The organism is Blastopirellula marina (assembly GCF_002967765.1).
GTDB classification, from domain to species: domain Bacteria; phylum Planctomycetota; class Planctomycetia; order Pirellulales; family Pirellulaceae; genus Bremerella; species Bremerella marina_A.
Genome location: NZ_PUHY01000010.1, coordinates 1,124,363 through 1,144,620, shown reverse-complemented (window position 1 = coordinate 1,144,620; position 20,258 = coordinate 1,124,363). Strand labels below are relative to the sequence as shown.

Sequence of the window (20,258 nt, the reverse complement as noted above, 5' to 3'; positions counted from 1 at the left end):
AGACTTAACGACTGAAAAGCAAGATGGACAGAGAGTGAGAACGTCAGACGTCCCCACTCTTTAGGTTAATTGCCGCCATGACCCCTCGATAGGTTCCTTTTATTCCTGACCAGTCGCCAAATCGAGCAAGAAACGTCCCTTTTTTCTAGTTTTGCTGATTTTTCAGATCGTGCCACTTTTCAACTAGGGGGCGGGCAATCGAAATGACGGGTTGTCCGTTGGGGGCGACTTCGGTCACAAATCCGCTGAATTGATGATCGCGATCCACCGCGATCGCTCCGACCTCACATGTGAACGTATGAGGCTTGGTCACGATCACGACTCGTTTGTCGTAGGTAAGTGGTCGGCAAATATCCCATGCGAGCTGACCTGGTTCTTCCCCAGGCTGAAAAATCAGGTGCGAGTATTGCCAGTCGAATTCCGTGCGACTTGATAAGTTGTATTGTTGCCAGCCGCCATCCTGTTCGATCGAAACAATCTGCAGCAGGCCAAACTGTGAAGATTCGTCTTTACCCAATTGTTTGGCGGTAAACGTCTTTCCATCGTGGCGTGTGACTTCCATTTCGGTTCCTGGTTTCCAATCGTCGTCCCCCAACATCGCCAGGATCCCGCTCCCTTGATCGACCATCACCGCAGGCCGAACGGGCTTACCAGGGCGATGAACTTGAAGTGTCGCTTTGGTGAGGCCGGGCAGAAGTTCTTCCGATCGCTTCTGCCAGTTGTCCCAGTTAGAGTTCGTTGGATTAACCGACAGATTGCGATCTAGGTACCACGCCGTACCTGCGAAGTAGATTTGGTCCCACAAACAACTCGACTCGCCAACCGATTTCACGGCGATCCCGGTGATGTCAAGTTCGCGAAAATTCGAATACAAATCGGGCGTGATGACTTGCCAGTTCTCGTCGATTTCTTTTTTGTTATCGAATGATCTGGGATTCAGTTCGATGATACCCTGACCAGCGTTCCGCGTACCGATTGCGTAGATCGCCGGCGAGTCTTCCTCGTTTTCGTGTAGGAAGCGAATCAAAGCGTGCCCTTTCCCCGTTTTCGAAACCGCAAACCGCAGCTGGCGAAATTGGCCTGGTTCAGGACGTTCACGAATTTCGATGGGTGAATCGAAGTTGGCGATTTGAATCCATTCGCCATCGGGCGTTTCAATCAGTGGACGACTCAGCTGACGGATGTCGTCACGAAGAATAACGTTGCCAGGTTCCCCTGCCAGCGTTGTCATCTTATTAACATCATTCTGAGTAGGCGTTTCGAGAACGGGCAACAGAAATGAGGGTTGCTCACGAAAGTGCAGCCCCCGCCAATCGATCGAAAGGTCTCCTTGAGCCACCGATTGTGAGACCTCGATGGTTGCCTCTGAGCCAGCAAACGGCGTGACGTTGATGAGGTAAGGAGGCGGCGAGTGAACGTGATCGTTGGAATTGGTGTTCTGCAAGGGAGCCGTCATCACAGGTATACCGTTGATCCGTACGCTGATCTCGGGTTGGTCGGGCCCTTCAAACTTCGCCGTAACGATTTCTAAGTACTTCGTCTCTGGGGCGATCTTCTTCTTGATCGTCAAGCGAAGCGGTTCGTCGACCGCTGCGACGGTCGTTCGCCACGAGGGCGACTCGTAAGGGTATTGAACGCGACGAAGCGTGTTGGCAAACCGGAGCTGACTTAAATCATTTTCCAGCTTCCAATCGTGCCAGGCGAGAATTGTTCCGGTCGTGCGTGCTCGGATTTTCTCGCGCAAGGTTTGTTGATCGAGAAGTAGGCTTGGCTCAAGCCAATTGGTCATGTCACGAATGTCGAAAGGGTCGGCGCCTTCTGGTCGCCCTTCGTAGACCGGATCGGCGGCAAGGATGAGTTCCGCATTTTGGGGAACGTCATCGATCCGCAGGTTTCCGCTGCTGGCGACTTGCGAAGAACCGACCAGCGTCTCACTTGCAAATTTCGGTTTACCCTCCCACGAAAATAGCACCTCCCCCTGAATACATCCGCGATCGTGCGCGGCTTGATCGATTGCGACGCTGGTCTGGAAACCAACTGCCCATTCTGGCAGAGGAAAGCTAAGCCGGCTGGGTGCCATAACGCCCAAACTCCAGCCCACTGGACGCTGGCCGGAGCCAGCCGTTCCGCCCAACACACCTCGATTGATACGTGCGGCAAAACCACCTCGCGAGAACATGGCGCCTTCACGTGACTCGGTAAGCGGCAAGCGGAACAAAGGAACGGTGTCGAAATGCCAGCTACGCCACATCCATGTGGAACGGCAAGCGACCCAGATGGTATCCAACGACCATGCCGGTTGAATGCCGTGTGACCAGCGATCGGAATTATTGTTGTCGCCATGCGATTCGGCATCGATGCGCTGCACACTAGTTGTTGCCACCAAGCCGTCGGCCGTTTCCCACTGAACGAGTCGCTGCCGATCAGAAGACTCGACCGTACCGCCAGGGAAAAGGATCGCCAGTTCTTTCAGATGCGTGTCCCAATACGATTCACGATCGAAATGCAGTTCGGCAAGCTCTTGAAAGCCGAACGACATCCGTTCTCGACCGGCAAGTAAGTTGACGCCCGCGGAATCGAATCGAATTGCTCGAAATTGAATCTCGCGGCCGTTGGTCAGAAAAAGTGTTGATGGGACATGGCGGTCGGTCAGGGCCGGTACTTGCTGCCAGACGATCTTCCGCACGAAATCGCGCCGTACCCGAATCACCTGGCGATAAGAGGAATCAGAGCGGTTGAAGGGAAAGCTCGGAGCAACCTCGAAGTACTCGGGCATGTCGGCCTGGTATTCGACGGCCGCATCGTGATGGGCGATCGTTCGTCCTGGCAAGCGGTCGCCGGAATAGAACTCGATGTAGCTGCTGGGGATCTCAGCAGGAGCGAGCGTGCGATCGATCATCCACCGCATTGGATTGCCACCACCTAAAAGGCTGTGCCCGGCAAGCTGCGGCATGGCGTTTCCCGAATACCAGTTGCGGAGAATCGACTCTTCGATCACGCGGTCGTCTTCCAGCATCGCCACAAACCGCTTGGACTCGTCTGCGCGCCCCTGGGAATTCAGGCTGCTCGTGAGAAGCAAAACGGCGAAAAGGAGTGTGCGAAAAGCCAATTTGTCGAACCTTTAACGGCAATACGAAGGAAAACGGCGTCAGGCGGCCGCCGCAAGAAAATGACAACCTAAGGCATTTGGTTTCATGCGTCACGTTGCAGTCCTCGCCATTTCCCAGATAATGGGCCTCTTGTAAGTCACATTATGGCCTGAGTAGGGCCATCTGCCCAATTCTCGGACGGGACTTCGTTCCGCTCGGGCCACGAATTTTCATCGCTTAGATTAAAACGAGAGACCTCCCCATGTCACTTCTGGTCGTCGGTTCCATCGCCATCGATTCGATTCATACCCCTACTGAGGTCCGAGAAAACATCCTGGGTGGTTCCGCCACGCACTTCTCGTATGCGGCCAGCTTCTTCAGCAGCGGTGTGCAGGTGGTGGGCGTTGTCGGCGATGACTGGCAAGAAGAGCACACCAAGCTGTTGACTGATCGTGGCATCGATACCTCGGGGATCGAAATCCAAGAGGGCGGCAAGACCTTCCGTTGGACCGGCAAGTACCACTCGAACATGAACGACCGCGACACGCTGGAAGTTCATCTCAACGTGCTGGAAAACTTCAGCCCAGACTTGTCTGACGAAGCAAAACGTTGCCCGTTCGTCTTCCTGGCCAACGGTTCCCCCTCGACTCAGTTGAAGGTCCTTGAGCAGATGACGGGTCCGCAGTTGGTGGTTGCCGACACGATGGACTTGTGGATCGAGATTGAACGAGATGAGCTGAAGAAATTGATGCAGCGCATCGACGGTCTGGTGCTCAACGATAGCGAAGCCAAACTACTGACCGAAGAAGAAAATCTGGTCCGCGCTGGCCAAAAGGTCCTGGAATTTGGGCCTAAGTTTGTTGTGCTGAAGAAGGGTGAACATGGCGCGATGTTCTTCTCCAAGGGAGAATCGTACGTCATGCCAGCCTTCCCAACGCCAGACGTTGTCGATCCGACCGGCGCCGGCGATAGCTTCGCAGGCGGCATGATGGGCTACTTGGCCCAGCAAAACAATTTCGAGCCAAAGACGCTGAAAGAAGCGATGGCGTATGGAACCGTCGTGGCGAGCTACATCGTGGAAGACTTCAGCCTCGACCGCATGAAGGGCATCACTCGCGAAGAAATCGACCAACGTCTCGGTCAGTACCGTCAGATGTTGTCGTTCTAAGCAACTCTTGCAAGGGAGAGTCCTTCACCATGGAAGCGACTCGATGTTTTCTGGCTGTCCGGATCTCGACGGACGTTCGACGCCGGGCCGAGAAGCTGATCAAAAAGCTCTCGGCCGCAGGTGCGGATGTGAAGTGGGTGGAATCGGAAAACCTACACATCACAACCAATTTCCTGGGCGATATTACCAGCCAATACCTGGTCGACATCTCGAAAGAGACGCTCGAAGTCGCTGCCCGTCATACGGCCTTCGATTTGGAAATGACCGGGGCGGGTGCCTTTCCTGATACCGAAAATCCGCGCACGTTGTGGATTGGGGCCGGGCAGGGAGCCGAGCAATTGATTGCCTTGCAGGAAGATCTGACCGAAAGTCTAGCCGCAATTGGCTTTCCTCCGGACTCTCGGAAGAAGTATCACCCCCATTTGACGCTCGGTCGTTTGAAACGTTTTACCCCGAAGGTGGCGGATCTCCGATCGCTGCTGGAAGAGAATGAGGAATTGCCAATGGGGGAATGTAGCGTCAAAGAGATCGGAATTTACGCCAGCAAGCTCGACCGCACGGGCCCCAAATACACGCTGATTGGCCGTGGACGGCTCGGTTAGTCTCGTCGCCTCGTCGTGGCGAATGAAAAATATGGCCGCTGCAACTGTTTATGTAGCAGTGGTTTATGTCATAGCGAAAACGCTCCGGAAATTCTTTTCCAGGCCGCTGACCTAACGTGTCCCGCGCTTCGCCGATCATTTTTTCTAGAAACAAATCAGAAACAAGATTGCATTGCCGATGCAAATTTGTACACTGTTCATCTGTGCACTTTGATCCGCAGGGCCGCTTGCAGTGCCTTCGGTCATTCCGCATAAAGGAGCCCAACAAAATGGTCACGGTCGCAACCAAGAGCAACGGTAAGATGGCAGCCAAGAAAGCAAAATCGTCCAGCAAGGCATCGTCCGCGAAACCAGCGGATGCCAAGAAGGACGTGTTTGCCGGGAATACAAACCTCAAAACGACCCTTTCGCAGATCGAAAAGTCGTTTGGAGAAGGGGCGATCATGCCCCTGGGCAACGATTACAAAGTGATCGAGGGGATCTCGACAGGTTCTCTGTCCCTCGATCTGGCCTTGGGGGGGAAAGGTATCCCTCGCGGTCGTATCATCGAAATGTTCGGTCCAGAATCAAGCGGTAAGACGACGCTGGCCCTGCACTGCGTGGCAGAGGCTCAGAAGTCGGGCGGTATTGCCGCTTTTGTTGACGCCGAGCACGCACTCGACCCTAGCTGGGCTAAGAAGCTCGGAGTTCAGCTGGAAACGTTGCTGGTCAGCCAGCCGTCGAGTGGTGAAGAAGCGATGCAGATTACCGAAATGCTGGTCAAGTCCAACGCGGTCGATGTGATCGTGGTCGACTCGGTGGCGGCCTTGGTTCCTAAGGCGGAACTCAATGGCGAAATCGGTGATTCGCATGTCGGTTTGCAGGCTCGCCTGATGAGTCAATCGATGCGAAAACTGACCGGTGCGATCTCGAAGTCGAAGACCTGCGTGATCTTCATCAATCAGATCCGTGAAAAGGTTGGTGTGATGTTCGGTAGCCCCGAGACCACGCCGGGCGGCCGCGCCTTGAAGTTCTACTGCTCGTGCCGCGTCGATGTTCGTCGTATTGGGCAGCTGAAGGACGGAGAAGACGTGGTTGGTCAACGCGTGCGGACCAAGATTGTCAAAAACAAGGTTGCTCCACCGTTCCGAGTGGCTGAGTTTGACATGATGCATAAAGATGGCATCAGTTACGAAGGGGACGTGCTTGATCTGGGCCTGAACTACAAGATCGTTGCTCGTAGCGGGGCCTGGTTCCGTTACGGTGATATGCAGTTGGGGCAAGGTAAAGAGAAGGCTCGGATGTTCCTGGTTGAGAATCCGGAAATTACCGAGGAAATCAAACAAAAAGTCATGGCAGCGGTCGCACCAATCGTGGCACCAATTGCCCCAGAAGATGACGCCGACGAAGAAATGCCCGAATCGGAAGAGTTTTAATCCGATCGCAAGGCGTTTGATGACATCTGGTTCCGGCTAATTGGACTATAAGCCGGAACCAATCAAAACAGGGTTCCGAGGTCGGCTATCTCACTTACCGGAGATGGCCGGCCTTGTTTTGTTCTTACCCCGTTTCTCAAGGTAAGCGTCGAGGTGAAACCGGGCTGACCAGTCACCTTTGCCCAGATTGGCAAAGAACTTATCATTAAGGGTTTGTGTCCCAAAGCTTGAGGGGGAGAACAGGCACCTCTGCCCTCCGGTCGAGCGGTTCCGTTTGGCTGAATATCGAAAACTGGCTACGAAAACAATTTCCTGATGAAAACCGACGAACTCCGCGAGAAGTACCTCAGCTTTTTCGAGACCAAAGGACACACACGTCGTCCGAGCGATGTTCTGGTTCCCACATGGGATCCCTCCGTGCTCTTTACTCCGGCCGGGATGAACCAGTTCAAGGATCACTTTTTGGGGCGCGTGAAATTAGACTTCACCCGCGCAACGACTTGCCAGAAGTGCTTGCGCACTGGTGACATCGACAACGTCGGCCGAACTGCGTATCACCACACCTTCTTCGAGATGCTGGGTAACTTCAGCTTCGGTGATTACTTCAAGGAAGATGCAATCCACTGGGCGTGGGAGTTTTTGACCGACAAGAAGTGGCTCGGGATGAACCCTGATCAACTGAGCGTCACGGTCTACAAAGACGACGACGAAGCGGCCAACATCTGGCACGACAAGATCGGCCTACCGTTCAACCGGATCGAACGTTTGGACGAAGATGAAAACTTCTGGCCAGCGAGCGCGCCAAGCCAAGGTCCAGACGGAGTCTGTGGTCCGTGTAGCGAAATCTATTTCACGCCTGCCGATGGCAAGAAGGTCGAGATTTGGAACTTGGTGTTCACCCAGTTCAACCGAGTCGGCGAGCCGCCTGAAAACCTGGAGCCGCTGCCGAGTAAGAACATCGACACGGGGATGGGGCTGGAGCGGACAGCGGCCACCCTTCAAGGTGTCAGCACGAATTATCACATTGATATCTTGCGTCCGATCGTCGAAGCGGCCGGCGAGATTTGCAGTGTGAAGTACGATCCCGATACGGATAACGGGCGTCGCCTTCGTCGCATCACCGACCACATCCGCGCCTGCACGATGGCCGTCCACGAGAACGTTTACCCCGGTGCGAACAAAGAAAAGTATGTCATCCGTCGTTTGCTTCGTCGGGCGGTGCTTGATGGTCACCAAATGGGCATGCATCATGCATTCGCGTACCAGTTGGTCGACAAAATCGTCGAGATGATGAAGACGCCGTATCCTGATCTACAAGACTCGGTTACCCGCGTAAAGAGCGTGATCAAGAGTGAGGAAGAGAACTTCCTCCACTCGCTCGACGACGGTATTGCCCGCAGCGAGAAGATCTTCTCGGGCATGCGTTCGTCCAACCGCACCGTCGTCAGCGGCGACGAAGCGGCGGAACTATATCAAACCTATGGCTTCCCGCCAGAACTGTTTGAGCAAGTCGCGATCGAGCATGGCTTCACGTTCGATTGGGCAGGTTACAAAAAGGCGATGGAGGAATTCGGCGAACGCTCTGGGGGGGCTCAGGTCGAGTTGTTCGGCACTGGTCCGATCGAGTCGCTCAAGAATTCGGTTCGCTCGACCAAGTTTGTAGGCTACGACTCGGAAACGACAGACGTGACCATCAAGGGGATCGTTGTCCGCGGCCAAGGGGACACCGAGGACAGCCTAGTCAACGATTGTAGTCTGACCGGCAAGGATCAAGAACTGATTGTCGTGCTTGATCAGACTCCATTCTACGGCGAGTCTGGTGGGCAGATCGGCGACGTCGGCAAGATTATGTCCGACGACTTTGAGTTCATCGTCACCGATACCCAGAAAGACAGCGACTTGTTCCTGCATATCGGCTACTTGGCCAAGGGAACGATCACAACGGATGCCACGGCAACGGCGGAAGTCGAGGCTTCGCGTCGGGCAGCCATCAAACGGGCGCACTCCGCGACGCACATTCTGCATCATGCCCTGCAGAAGACGCTTGGTTCTCACGCCCAACAACAAGGTTCCAAGGTGGAAGACGATCTGCTGCGGTTCGACTTCACCAACATGGAGCCGATCGCCTTGGATCAGTTGACGACAATTGAGTCGGACGTAAACGCCAACATTACCGGCGGTGGTGACGTGAAATGGGAGACCGTTCCACTGGCAAAGGCTCGTGAACTGGGCGCGATGATGCTGTTCGGTGAAAAATATCCTGACCCTGTCCGGATGGTCACCATGGGCGACTTCAGCCGCGAACTGTGCGGTGGCACGCACCTGACCAACACCAAACAGGTGCAGGCCTTCGAAGTGATAAGCGAAGAAAGCGTTTCTGCCGGCGTCCGTCGTATCATCGCGTTGACCGGCGAGAAGGCAAAGGAATATCGCGCAAAGGTCGATCAGTCGTTAACCGACATGGCGAAAGCCCTCAAGTGCGAAGTCACTGATGTGCCGGAAGCGGTGAAGGGTTTGGTGGGATACGTCCGCGACCTGAAGAAAGCGGTCAATGGGAGTGGCAAAGCTCCAGAAGCTCCTGTGGTCAAGAAAGGCTCTGGCGGCGCGGATGTCGATTACTTCCATCGCAAAGAGATGCTGAAGGAAGCTGCTCGCCAGCTGAATGTACCGCTATTCGATGGTGCTCAGCGCGTGGAAACGTTGTTCACCGACATCGAGAAGCTGAAGCATCAATTGGCCGAGCGAGAAAAGTCGGGCACGCTGTCCGGTGACGATCTATTGGCCAAGGCAGCTACGGTGGGCGACGTCAAGGTTGTTGTCACCGAAGTTCCTGGTGCGAATGCGAACCTGATGCGACAACTGATCGACCAGATCCGTAAGAGCACCGATTCGTCTGCGGTGATGCTATTTGCTGCGGCGGATGAGGGTAAGGTCACCATTGTGGCTGGCATCAGCAAGTCGTTGACCGACAAGGGACTCAAGGCTGGCGAATGGGTCAAAGAACCGGCCGCTTTGGTGGGTGGTTCTGGTGGTGGTCGACCCGATATGGCTCAAGCCGGCGGTAAAGACGCCTCGCAAATCCCAGCCGCCATCGAAAAGGCGGAAGAACTGGCCAAAAGCTTGTTTGCTTAAATGCCCTTGGCGTTTAGGATGCCGCGATCACAGTATGCGGCATCCGAAAACCGAACGATTTCAGGATTCGCGCAAGCAACGAGCCAAGCTATTCGTCACGACCCGACTAACCGGCAGCTCTTCTGTCGGATTGGCTTCGCGGCCCGCAAATTCGTGCAGGTCGTTCACGGAGAGTCCGATAGCAGTGATAGCACCCTACCGAATTCACTGATCTCCCATTACCGTGAGGCACCCGTGATGCACGACGTTTCCGCGTTTGCCAGTTCCGTTCACCAAGCACTTTCCAGCAGCCCTCATTTTCCTGGTCGTAATCTTCAAGTTGAAGGTACCGACGGGCGGGTTGTTTTGAAGGGCATTGTTGGCAGCTACTTTCACAAGCAGATGGCTCAAGAGGCCGTGCTGCGAGTCGATGGTGTTCATGACGTAGAAAATCAACTGGAAGTCGACTGGCGTTAATCGGGCCGACCTCTACGGCCGAAGATTCTCGCTCAGCGATCCATTTCGATAACGAAGAAGACCGCCTTGCTCGCAACTGGGTGGTCTTTTCGTATTTCGAAGCTGATTGGTGCAAACTCTTCATAAACGCGAGCCCCGCAGCTGGTTTGTCGAGAACGAAGCCACTCGACCTGCGGCACCCTCTTTAACGTCCTCTGGCGGCGCGTCACAATGCGCATCTTGAGATTGCCAATTCCACCATTTCATAGCAGAGGAAGTTTCATGAGCCGCCCCGCAGCCATTACGTTCAAAGGCAACCCAATGACTTTGGTTGGCGAAGAAGTCAAAGTCGGTCAGGCCGCTCCCGAATTCAAGTTGCACGCGTTCGGTGCTGAAGGCCTGACATCGATCACGCCTGCAGATCTGAAAGGCAAGCCGACCATCATCAGCGTTGTTCCATCGCTCGATACAGGCGTTTGCCAAATTCAGACCAAGACGTTCAACCAAAAACTGGGCGAACTGGGCGACAAAATCAACGCACTGACTGTCAGCTTGGACTTGCCCTTCGCTCAAAATCGTTTCTGTGGTGCTGAAAACATCACCAATATCAAGCAGTACAGCGATTACCAAGATCGCAGCTTCGGCAACAATTGGGGCATGTTGATCGATGAGTTGAAGCTGTTGGCTCGCGGTACGTTCGTGTTGGATGGCGAAGGCAAGGTCGTGTATGCCGAAACTTGCCCAGAAGTCACCCAGGAACCGAATTACGATGCCGCCCTGGCCGCATTAAGCTCAGTGCTCTAAAGACAAATTAAGACAGGTTTTGGGCTTGTCTTAAAAAAAATTGAGGGGATCAGGCCGATTATCCGGGAAACGATTGCCGCTTAGGCATTTCCACGGATAATGGGATGATCCCCTTTTTTTGTCGTCGGAGCCACACCCATGAATCTGATCCGAAAGCATTGGGGCAAGCTGATGGCCGTCGTTGGGGGATGCCTTCTCCTTGTGATCCTGCTGGTTGCTGCCGCACCTTCGATCGTTGCCTACGGGCCGGTCCGCGACTTTCTGCTGCACCATCTTTTCAACGGTAAAGAAGTGGCCGTCTCGGTCGATTCCGTTTCGGTCGGTTGGTTTCGCTCGACCAAGATCGAGAACCTGCAAATCATTCAACGCGAAAAGAAGTACGATGTCGACGTCCCTGTTATCACGAACGACGTCTCTTTGTTCCAACTCATTTCGCAGCCACGGCAGCTGGGCAATCTCGTAATCGAGCGTCCCTCGATTGTGGTTCAGTTGCCAAACGAGCAGTCTGATCTATTCGATCAAGGTCAGGAAACACCTCCTTCGCTTGATGAAGCTAAGGTGCAGACTGCCCTGCGTCGCACGATCGATGTATCCGTGTTTGATGCCTCGGTAGAAGTTCGTAAGCCAGGGGAAGGCGAGCCTTGGGGTTTTAAGAAAATCGCCTTCCTGGCCCAACTGCGTCCAGGCAAGACCGAGGAAGAAGGTCCGTCTATCCTGATTCCGGAAGCCACGCTGATGGAGCATCAACAGTTGACGCAAGAGATGTGCGACGACTTGTTGAAGTTCGTCGCACCGGTGGTGACCGGCGTCACCAAAGTGGACGGAGACGTTTCTCTTTCGCTGAAGGATATTCGCGTGCCGCTTGCCGATCGTCAAAGTTCGGTTGGAAAGGGGACGCTCAGTATCCATGAAGTCAATCTGACCGGTTCTCCTTTGGTCCAGAAGATAACGGAATTCCTGGGGCTGGGACCGTCGGTCGAGGTCTTTACCGATTGCACGATTCAGTTTGAACTGGTCGACAAACGGATCTATCACGAAGGGCTCGACTTTGGTGTTGGCAATGTCCGTGTACGCACTCACGGGTTCGTAGGTTTGGACAAGTCGTTGGACTTGATTGCTGAGGTTCCGATTCCACTGGCTGCCAGCAAGGAGTTTCCCGAAGGAGTGACCCCCAATCCAATCATCGAGTCGCTCCGCGGCAAAACAATCGAGATCCCCATCGTCGGAACGCTGGATAAGCCGCGAATCGACGGTCAGCGATTTGGTTCGTCGTTGATGGCCACGGCGGAGTCGACCTTGCGAGACATGTTGCAGGATGACGAACTGGAACTCGATCTTCGTGGAGAAGATGGCGAGATTGATGTCGAACAGATCATGGGGCTCACAAAATCACTTTTGGACAGTGCCAATCGCGAAGGTGGATTACTCGATCAACTTCGTGAACGCCGCGATTCGAACAAGCAAGCGGATGCCGAGGAGGAGGGTGAAGGTGCTCCGAAAGAGGGGCTGCTCAAGCGGCTATTTCGACGGGCTGAAAAGAGCCGACAGGAACCAGAATCCAACAACGAAAAAGCACCTCCGCCGAATCTCCCCCTCGATGGGGCGATCGATCTTTAAGGGCTTCGCTGCAAAACCGGTACGACCCTTAGTTCTGTCCAATAGCATCCAAACGAAGCGATCTGTTTCTGGTTCGGTCGCCGTCGGATGAAAGGCCGCTAACCTATATTTGCCAGGTTTAATTCTCTGACAACGCGTGCGCGCATTTCCTGGCAAGCAATATGACCGATCGTCTTCGCAACATTCAATACAAGTCCACGATCCTCGATGGCCTGTACCGAGTGATCGATGCCGTCGCGATCATCATGGGCATGGTCTTGGCAGTGATGGGAGCAGGCGAACAGACCGAAACGGATCATCGCTTGGCGGTGGCTGCCGTACTGGCGATTTATTTCATTGTCGCTGAGTTCACCGGGATATACCGCAGCTGGCGTGGTGTTTCTACCGAACGAGAAATCGCCTGCGGTGCGCTGACGTGGACCATCTCGTTATCACTGCTCTTCTTGGGCATCACGTTCTTCCACTTCGATCACCCCTTCAATCGTTACACGCTTTTATCGTGGTTCTTGACGACTCCCTTGTTGATGACCACTTCACGAATGATCCTGCGGACGATACTTCGGTGGATGCTTGCCAGTGGGATGAACCAGTTGGGCGTAGCGATCGTCGGCGTCAACGACCTCGGAATTCAACTCGCACAGAACATCCAAGATACATCCGATTTGGGGATGAAAGTGATCGGCTTTTTTGACGATCGTCCTGGTTCCCGGTTGCCTGAAATTCCTGACCACCTAGGTGCCTGCGTCGGAAACCTAAACGACCTGGTCGAAGCAGCTCGACGAGGCGAGATTCATCGTATCTATATCACGTTCCCGATGCGGGCTGAAACGCGAATCCGTAACGTCTTGAATCACCTGGGCGATACGACCGCATCGGTCTACATTGTGCCCGACTTCTTTGTGTTCGATATCCTGCATTCGCGTTGGTCCGATATCCGCGGCTTGCCGGTCGTTAGTGTGTACGAGAATCCATTGCTGGGTGTGGACGGAATCTTGAAACGCGGAAGCGATATCCTCCTGGCGATATTGGCCTTGCTGGTTTTATCGATCCCTATGGCAATCGTTGCCCTGGCAGTCAAGTTAACTTCCAAAGGGCCAATCTTTTTCAAACAGCGACGTTACGGACTCGATGGTCAAGAGATCCTAGTCTGGAAATTCCGCAGCATGACCGTCTGCGAAGATGGCGCTACGGTCACGCAAGCGAAGAAGAACGACAGCCGACTAACGCCGATCGGTGGTTTCATTCGGAAGACATCGATTGATGAGTTACCGCAGCTTTTCAATGTGCTTTTCGGTTCGATGTCGATCGTCGGACCGCGACCGCATGCTTCGGCGCACAATGAACAATATCGCAAGTTGATCCAGCACTACATGCTGCGTCACAAGGTGAAGCCAGGGATTACGGGCCTCGCTCAAATTCGTGGCTGGCGAGGCGAAACCGACACGATGGAAAAGATGGAACGTCGTGTTCAATGCGATCACGAGTACATCCGCAATTGGAGCTTATGGCTCGACTTGCAGATCATCTTCCGGACGGTCTTTGTGCTGTTTAACGACAAGAACGCCTATTAATTGCTTACCGCTGGCGAACGTTTTATTCCGGTGTCGCCAGTAAGAAGCCGATTAAGTCTCGCATTTCGGTTGGGCTTAGAACTTGCTGAAAACCTTCCGGCATGATCGACTTCTGCGAGTCTCGTTCTTCTTCGATTGTGGTGGGATCGAGCTCGAACTGTTTGCCACTGGTGTCAACAAATAACCGTCGTTCGTTGATACCTGCCACCGTGATAGGATAACCCACGTGCACGCGACCATCGTCGGTCAGCACGATTTTGGGTACATACATCGGGGCAATCTCGTTGCCAGGTAGCAAGATCGATTCCAGTAACCGTTTCTTGGTGATCCTTTGGCCAATGAAGGTCAGATCTGGTCCCACGTCGGCTCCGTTACCGTTGAATCGGTGGCATCGAACGCAATAGCCTCCCTTCGAGGAAAAGAACGTCCGGCTCCCAGCTTCGACGTCCGCCGTTCCTTGGATTTGCTTCAGCCAACCGTCAAGGTCGGTCGGTGGAAGTGGCTCGGCGATGGTTTCGACACGCAATGTTCGCTCCGCTTCCTGGCGAACGGTCGCGTCGGGATCTTCTGCCAGCTTTGCCAGAATAGCTTGATGTTGGTCGGCATGGTCTGACAACGCGACAACCGCCCAGGCACGCAGTGATGCGTCCCGCGAAGTATCTGCCGCGACGTCCATGGCCACTTTTTCCGCAAACTCGCCGCCGCGAAGGTAGAGCGTTCGCATTGCTTGCTTAGCCAGCTCCAAATGCGGGGAATCGATCATGGTTTGAAGCTGTTCTGATTTCAGTTGCTCGCTTCGCGGTTCGATTAATCGCAGTGCAATGGTACGTAGCTCTGCAGATTGCGACGCATCCGTGATGATATCGACCAGGATGCGCTGTTGGACGATATCCTTACCGCCACCCACACTGCCTGACTCCAACCAGGCAATCGCACTCAGCAGAACGGGGAGCTCGCGTATCGTCGGTGAATTGGATTTGAGTCGTTTCTTCAATTGCGGCAAATAATCTGTCAGCGTTAAATCGGCAATCCAACGCATTGCGAAGATGCGGACTTCGTCGTGCTGATCGTTAAGTGCTTCCTTGAGCATCTCCGGGCGATCAATCGGGAATTGTCGCTCGTTCGCCCAACGCATTGCCTCGAGAATCCCGGCCCGCTGCGATCCGGTTGTCTTGTTGAACAGGTCGATATCCTTCAGACGCTGTGTTTGTCGGGAAAGTCCATAGACGGCAGCTTGTCGAAGGAACGGATCTTCCGCATCGAGGCTATCAACTGAAGGAGAACTGGTGCGCAGCTTGGCAGCTTGTAGCTCGGCTTCCGATAGCGGGAGTGGTTTGTCTTGCGTGGGGTGCTCTTTCCACGACAGTCGCCAAATGCGACCCATGCCATGCACGGGGTAGCTTCGGTCGACCCAATCCGTGAAATAGAGCGAACCATCCGGAGCGATGGCAAAGTCGACGGGCCGAAAGTTGTGATCGCCTTGCACGACGGTTTGTGCGGTCGCCTGGACTCCGGCACCGTTGTGTCCGAGTCGGAAAGTCTCGATGCGATGATCGCCCCAGCTGGTTCCCCACAGTTCGCCTTCGTACCAAACAATTCCGCTCGGGGCTTCCCCAGTACCAGCCACCATAGGCAGCGTACCAGGCAACTCTCCGTTCCACGCTTGAAGCGGGTGAACCCCCGTTCGCCCATAACGAAACTGGTAGCCGTAATCACCACCCGGAACAATTTGCAGCAAGCGGCATGGTGGTCGGCTATCGGGATCGTTGTCGACCATGAACAAACGACCTACTGGATCGAAGATCATTCCAAACGGATTCCACACACCGGTCGCCATACGTTTCAGGTTACTACCATCCATTTGGCAGTGGTAAATCGTGCCTCCTTCGCCTCCACCAGCAATTTTGCTTCCATCGCTGGCAACGATGGTATAGGGCTCGCCTAGGTTTTCACCTAGCCCAAAGTAAAGCAGCCCATCGGGGCCAAAAGCCAAACCGGCCAACCCGTTGTGAGGATATCGCCCTTCGGTTTCCAGATGAGCGATCTCGTCTCGCTGATCCGCGACCTTATCACCGTTGGTGTCGCGTAGCCGGAAGATCTCCATGCGCGTGGCAACGTAGATGGAACCATCATCTGCTGTACGCAGACTCATGGTCGCTTCGGTCCCTTCGTAGAAAGTACTCCATGTGTCAAACTTGCCATCGTCATTCGTATCGGAATATCGACGAATCCGATCCTTTGGTGGACCCTGATAATCGTTCTGTCGGTGATGGGTATGCGACTCGATCACCAGCAGATCTCCATCGGATGCAAAGGCGATTCCGATAGGAGTGACAATTTGTGGATGTTCGGCGATCAGTTCTAGCTTCAGTCGCGGATCAAGCACGCGTGGGGCCTCGGCCCACACCGATTGTGCTAGGAACGTTAAGGCAATCAGGCAGGATAGTAGGTGTCGACTGAAGGGCATCGCGAGACCTTACGAGGAAATAGAGGGAAGGGGAGGGAGGAGCGATGAAATTGAAGGTGGTTTCGATTATAAACGAAGCTACAGAGAACTTCCCACCTTTACTTACCACCCCTGGAAAAGCTCATGAAATCTAAAATTCTTTGGCTTCTTTTCATTGCCATGATCGCGATGCCCGTATCGTTTATTAACGCTGACGACTCGTGGTTGACATTCGAAGGGGGCAAAGGCCCTGGGGAAGGAAAGTCGATTGTCCTGATCAGTGGGGACGAAGAATATCGCTCGGAAGAAGCGTTGCCGATGTTGGCGAAGATCTTGTCGAAGCATTTTGGCTTCAAGTGCACCGTGTTGTTTTCAATTAATCCGGAAACGGGCGAGATCGATCCCAACAATCAGGTGAATATACCGGGCATCGAAAGCGTCGATTCGGCTGACTTGGTCATTCTGATGACGCGCTTTCGTAATCTGCCTGATAAAGACATGAAGGTGATCGACGACTACTTGAAGGCAGGCAAGCCGATCATCGGCATCCGCACGTCAACCCACGCGTTCAACATGTCAGGCGAAAGCGCTTACGCCCATTACGACTGGCGGAAGAATGGCGGCTTTGGCAAGAAGGTGTTGGGTGAAACATGGGTGAGCCATCACGGCCATCACAAAGCCGAAAGCACTCGCGGCGTGATCAACGAAGAATACAAGGACAGTCCGATCCTGCGTGGGGTCGACGATTTGTGGGGGCCAACCGACGTCTATGGTATTCGCAAGTTACCAGCCGATGCCGAGGTGTTGATTTATGGTTCCGTCCTCACCGGAATGAAACCAGACGACAAGCCTGTTGAAGGCAAGAAAAACGATCCGATGATGCCCATCGTCTGGAAAATGCCTTACCAACTCGATGGTGGCAAGCAGGGGACATCCGTTTGCAGCACTTTCGGCAGTGCGATCGATTTTGCGAATGAAGATGGACGTCGATTGATCGTCAATTCCGTGTTCGACCTGTTAGGCATGGACGACAAGATCACGCCTGATCTGAACGTCGATGTAGTTGGCGAATACGAACCTAGCTTTTACGGGTTCAACGGCTTCCAGAAGGGTAAGAAGCCGTCGGATTACGACTTGAAGTAAGCGTCTATCAGACTCAAGTGGCTCGGCGGTCGCCCGGCGTGACTTCACTGCGCCGGTCGAAGCCGCTACGGCGGTCGATTTCCGGGTAGATGATCGGCGGAACTGGGGGCTGATCGGAAGCACGACGCCCTCGTCCGCTGGCAGGTGCCTGCGAGTTCTCTGTCGAGCGTCGATCGCCTGCGCTGGGAGCTTCGCTTGTGTCGGTCGAACGACGACCCCACAGCCGATCGCTCCAACGACGGCCATTACCTCCAGGCGTTGGTGCTAAAAGAACGATCACACCAATCCCTAAAGCCATTCCTCCGATGAGTCCACCAGCGGCGATCACCGTTTTGCCTGGGCCAACTGGATACTCACCGATTGTCGGGGCGTCGATGCGGGTGATTAGGCTCGATGTTTCCGAAGCAAGTTTGTTCGCTTTGGCATCGGCTAGTTTCTCGTGGGCGTCACGCAGCACCAATGTGCACTTGTCGACATCGGCGACCAGGTTCGCGTAGGGAGCCCGGATCGAAGCGAGCGAATCGAGGCGTTCGCGGACTTGCTTCTCCTGTTTCTCGAACGAACTCATCTTGGTTCGCTGCACGCGGATGTCGGCGTCTAGGCCACGGATCGCAAGCGCTAGTTCGCTTCGTAGCTTCTGTCGCACCTCTTCTTCGGCGGCGATTGCCGATTGAACTTGTGGATGATCGTTGCTCATTTTGCCTTGCAGTTCTGAGGTGCGAAGCTGAGCATCGACCAAACCATCTTTCAAGCGTCGTAGGGCAGGTTGGCTTTCCAACAGTTGATTGGGTGTGGCGATGAGATTGTCAGGATCGTTTTGTGCCGACTTCAGGATCTTCAATTGTTCCTGCAGCAATGCCAACTCCGATTCACCGTCACGAATCTGGCGTTTGATCTGATTCCAGGCGTTTCGCAAGTTGCCATCGCCCGAGTTGGCATCGTTCAGGCTGCGAAGTTCACCCAGGTCGCTACCGACTTTGGTTTCCTGAGCTTTCAATGCGGCTGTGGCGCGAGCGAGTTCCTTTTGGGCGAGTTGTTCGGCGTCTTCCAATTCCTTGATCACGCTGTTTGCACGACGATTGCGGATGTCTTTCAAACGCTTATCGATTTGTTTGTAGAGTGTCTCTGCCAACAAGACGGCGCGGTCACGATACTCGGCGTTCACGGTCAGATGCAACACTTCGGTCGTGCCGAACTCGGCTCCGTTGGGTGGGCTGACTTCAACATTTCGACGAAGCGATTCGATATCGGTGAGAGTGGGCCACTTGGTTCGTTTCGAGGCACCCGGTGGCGGGCCAACTTCTTCCAGAGTAGCTTCCAGTACCGCTTGATTTCGGGCCACTTCGACCACCATCTCTTGCGCGGCCTTCATTGTGTCCAAACTATCGAAACGTCCCTGACCACTCAGTTGGCCGGCCGCCTCGTCACGCAGAATCATGGACTGAGTCGCTTGCCATTCATCGGGTTTCACTAAGGCGTATGTTGCCGCCAAGAGGAACCCAGCTACCGACAAGGGAATCCAAATCTTCCACTGGCTGCGAAGCAGGTTGATGTACTGACTAGCTTGATGAGGCAACTGAAGCTGGCTCATGATGACTTCCGAAGGCAGATTAGAGCGGTTGTATCGATTGCTCCCACGCTGCGCGCGTGCGCGATGGGATGTGTACGCAACTCTAGGTCGCCGAGAAAGGCATGTCGGATGAATTAGGAGAAACGAGTCGGGGCCAGGAACTCGGTCGGTGCGGTGGTTTGTCCGGTGGTGGCCAGTTCGGCCAAGATCTCGCCCAGGGCGGAAGCAAACTTAAAACCGTGCCCAGATAGGCCGCTGGCAAAGTGTAAGCCGCGGTGAACGGGATGTGTTCCTACCAAGAAGTGCTGATCAGGCGTCATCGTATACATGCAAGCGGCATGGCGAGTAAGACGATGCGAAAGCTGCGGAAGACAAGCCGATGTGAAGCCTTCGATGAGTGTTTGATCGTCGAGATCTTGCTGCTGCGAATGGTGGCCAGCATCTGCGATCGATTCGCCTCCATCGTGACGGGCGAGTTTTACTCCCTGTGAGTCGAGTTGGGGAAAGCCATAAAAGATGCCTGTCGGCGTTTCCATCAGAAACACCGGAAACTTCCCCGCACGGGTATAGGCAGGGAAGTCGTTCTCGTACCAGTAAAGATGTTTGCGAAGAATGGTAAGCGGAACCCCTAAGTCATGGACTAGCTGGGAAGCCCAAGCACCCCCGCAGATAACCAACTGCTTCACGTACAAGGTCTCCCCACTTGTTTGCACTTCGAATGTGCCATCACGATCTTGCCACGACTCGACTACGGTGTTGGCTTGTAGTATCGCGCCATGTTTCGCGGCAGCAGTCAGATAAGCAGAAATGCAGTCAGACACCAATAAGTAGCCCGCATCGCGTTCCAAGATGCCTACGCAATTCGTGGGTGGGATCACGCCGGCAAATGTCTGCGGGATTTCATTCTCGGTGAATGACTCGATTGCAAGATTGTGGGCCGCCGCACTTTGGCGAATGCCAGCGATCACTTCCCCTTGTTCGGGACCAATTTGAAGGACACCGGCCGGGAAATAGAGCTGCGTGCCGGAAACTTCTTCCAGTGTATGCCAGTTTTGGTACGCTTGTCGCAGCAGGGGAACGTAGTCCGGATGCTCGAAGTAAGCCATGCGGATGACGCGGGTATCGCCGTGCGAGCTGCCGCGATCATGGGGCGGAGCGAACTGGTCGATGCCGATCACGCTCGCACCCGACTTAGCCAAGTGATAGAGGGCCGCGCTCCCGACGCCGCCGGTTCCGATCACGGCAACGTCATACACGCTCATCGCT

Annotated in this window: 13 protein-coding genes; 9 read left to right on the top strand and 4 right to left on the bottom strand. The window is 54.3% G+C overall.

All coding sequences use genetic code 11. The features are described from left to right. Nucleotides 1-145: 145 nt before the first annotated feature. On the bottom strand, nucleotides 146-3,016 hold the full coding sequence (locus C5Y83_RS15770) for a hypothetical protein (RefSeq protein WP_146117792.1): 2,871 nt from the start codon (nucleotides 3,014-3,016) through the stop codon (nucleotides 146-148). A 335-nt stretch (nucleotides 3,017-3,351) separates the two neighbouring features. Here C5Y83_RS15770 and C5Y83_RS15765 point away from each other — a divergent pair, with 335 nt between their 5' ends. The 8 genes from C5Y83_RS15765 to C5Y83_RS15730 all read left to right on the top strand — a co-directional run bounded on the left by C5Y83_RS15765 (nucleotide 3,352) and on the right by C5Y83_RS15730 (nucleotide 13,833). Beyond that, entirely contained in the window at nucleotides 3,352-4,257 is a 906-nt protein-coding gene (locus tag C5Y83_RS15765) for a PfkB family carbohydrate kinase (protein ID WP_105330669.1), read from the top strand. A 29-nt stretch (nucleotides 4,258-4,286) separates the two neighbouring features. After that, nucleotides 4,287-4,859: an RNA 2',3'-cyclic phosphodiesterase gene (thpR, locus tag C5Y83_RS15760; protein WP_105330668.1), complete on the top strand. Its 573-nt coding sequence runs from the start codon at nucleotides 4,287-4,289 to the stop codon at nucleotides 4,857-4,859. Between the two features lie 302 nt (nucleotides 4,860-5,161). Beyond that, nucleotides 5,162-6,274 carry a recombinase RecA gene (gene recA / locus C5Y83_RS15755; RefSeq protein WP_105330819.1) on the top strand — a complete coding sequence of 371 codons (1,113 nt, stop codon included), beginning with the start codon at nucleotides 5,162-5,164 and terminating at the stop codon, nucleotides 6,272-6,274. 315 nt (nucleotides 6,275-6,589) lie between these two features. Continuing rightward, nucleotides 6,590-9,406: an alanine--tRNA ligase gene (alaS, locus tag C5Y83_RS15750; RefSeq protein ID WP_105330667.1), complete on the top strand. Its 2,817-nt coding sequence runs from the start codon at nucleotides 6,590-6,592 to the stop codon at nucleotides 9,404-9,406. Nucleotides 9,407-9,424: 18 nt separating this feature from the next. After that, nucleotides 9,425-9,862 (top strand): BON domain-containing protein, encoded by a 438-nt coding sequence (locus C5Y83_RS29850; protein ID WP_233207240.1) that lies wholly within the window; start codon nucleotides 9,425-9,427, stop codon nucleotides 9,860-9,862. Nucleotides 9,863-10,123: 261 nt separating this feature from the next. Beyond that, the gene (gene tpx / locus C5Y83_RS15740) at nucleotides 10,124-10,645 is read left to right on the top strand and encodes a thiol peroxidase (protein WP_105330666.1); all 522 of its coding nucleotides are present in this window, start codon (nucleotides 10,124-10,126) and stop codon (nucleotides 10,643-10,645) included. Nucleotides 10,646-10,783: 138 nt separating this feature from the next. Next, complete coding sequence (locus tag C5Y83_RS15735) at nucleotides 10,784-12,262, top strand: hypothetical protein (protein ID WP_105330665.1); 1,479 nt, start codon at nucleotides 10,784-10,786, stop codon at nucleotides 12,260-12,262. Nucleotides 12,263-12,423: 161 nt separating this feature from the next. Next, on the top strand, nucleotides 12,424-13,833 hold the full coding sequence (locus tag C5Y83_RS15730; protein WP_105330664.1) for an undecaprenyl-phosphate glucose phosphotransferase: 1,410 nt from the start codon (nucleotides 12,424-12,426) through the stop codon (nucleotides 13,831-13,833). A gap of 22 nt (nucleotides 13,834-13,855) precedes the next feature. Here the strand turns inward: C5Y83_RS15730 and C5Y83_RS15725 are convergent, their stop codons facing one another. After that, a complete protein-coding gene (locus C5Y83_RS15725; protein WP_105330663.1) occupies nucleotides 13,856-16,300 on the bottom strand; it encodes a PVC-type heme-binding CxxCH protein in 2,445 nt (814 codons plus the stop codon). A 123-nt stretch (nucleotides 16,301-16,423) separates the two neighbouring features. On the opposite strand from C5Y83_RS15725, the gene C5Y83_RS15720 reads away from it, so the two are divergent. After that, a complete protein-coding gene (locus C5Y83_RS15720; protein WP_105330662.1) occupies nucleotides 16,424-17,422 on the top strand; it encodes a hypothetical protein in 999 nt (332 codons plus the stop codon). A 13-nt stretch (nucleotides 17,423-17,435) separates the two neighbouring features. Here the strand turns inward: C5Y83_RS15720 and C5Y83_RS15715 are convergent, their stop codons facing one another. Then, on the bottom strand, nucleotides 17,436-19,013 hold the full coding sequence (locus C5Y83_RS15715) for a GumC family protein (RefSeq protein WP_105330661.1): 1,578 nt from the start codon (nucleotides 19,011-19,013) through the stop codon (nucleotides 17,436-17,438). 113 nt (nucleotides 19,014-19,126) lie between these two features. After that, nucleotides 19,127-20,254, bottom strand: coding sequence for an N-methyl-L-tryptophan oxidase (gene solA, locus C5Y83_RS15710; RefSeq protein WP_105330660.1), 1,128 nt, complete (start codon nucleotides 20,252-20,254; stop codon nucleotides 19,127-19,129). Nucleotides 20,255-20,258 lie beyond the last annotated feature (4 nt).

Coding starts and splice junctions, on each gene's coding strand:
- C5Y83_RS15770 (WP_146117792.1), bottom strand. CDS start 3,016: ATGCTGGAAGACGACCGCGTGATCGAAGAGTCGATTCTCCGCAACTGG.
- C5Y83_RS15765 (WP_105330669.1), top strand. CDS start 3,352: ATGTCACTTCTGGTCGTCGGTTCCATCGCCATCGATTCGATTCATACC.
- thpR (WP_105330668.1), top strand. CDS start 4,287: ATGGAAGCGACTCGATGTTTTCTGGCTGTCCGGATCTCGACGGACGTT.
- recA (WP_105330819.1), top strand. CDS start 5,162: ATGGCAGCCAAGAAAGCAAAATCGTCCAGCAAGGCATCGTCCGCGAAA.
- alaS (WP_105330667.1), top strand. CDS start 6,590: ATGAAAACCGACGAACTCCGCGAGAAGTACCTCAGCTTTTTCGAGACC.
- C5Y83_RS29850 (WP_233207240.1), top strand. CDS start 9,425: ATGCCGCGATCACAGTATGCGGCATCCGAAAACCGAACGATTTCAGGA.
- tpx (WP_105330666.1), top strand. CDS start 10,124: ATGAGCCGCCCCGCAGCCATTACGTTCAAAGGCAACCCAATGACTTTG.
- C5Y83_RS15735 (WP_105330665.1), top strand. CDS start 10,784: ATGAATCTGATCCGAAAGCATTGGGGCAAGCTGATGGCCGTCGTTGGG.
- C5Y83_RS15730 (WP_105330664.1), top strand. CDS start 12,424: ATGACCGATCGTCTTCGCAACATTCAATACAAGTCCACGATCCTCGAT.
- C5Y83_RS15725 (WP_105330663.1), bottom strand. CDS start 16,300: ATGCCCTTCAGTCGACACCTACTATCCTGCCTGATTGCCTTAACGTTC.
- C5Y83_RS15720 (WP_105330662.1), top strand. CDS start 16,424: ATGAAATCTAAAATTCTTTGGCTTCTTTTCATTGCCATGATCGCGATG.
- C5Y83_RS15715 (WP_105330661.1), bottom strand. CDS start 19,013: ATGAGCCAGCTTCAGTTGCCTCATCAAGCTAGTCAGTACATCAACCTG.
- solA (WP_105330660.1), bottom strand. CDS start 20,254: ATGAGCGTGTATGACGTTGCCGTGATCGGAACCGGCGGCGTCGGGAGC.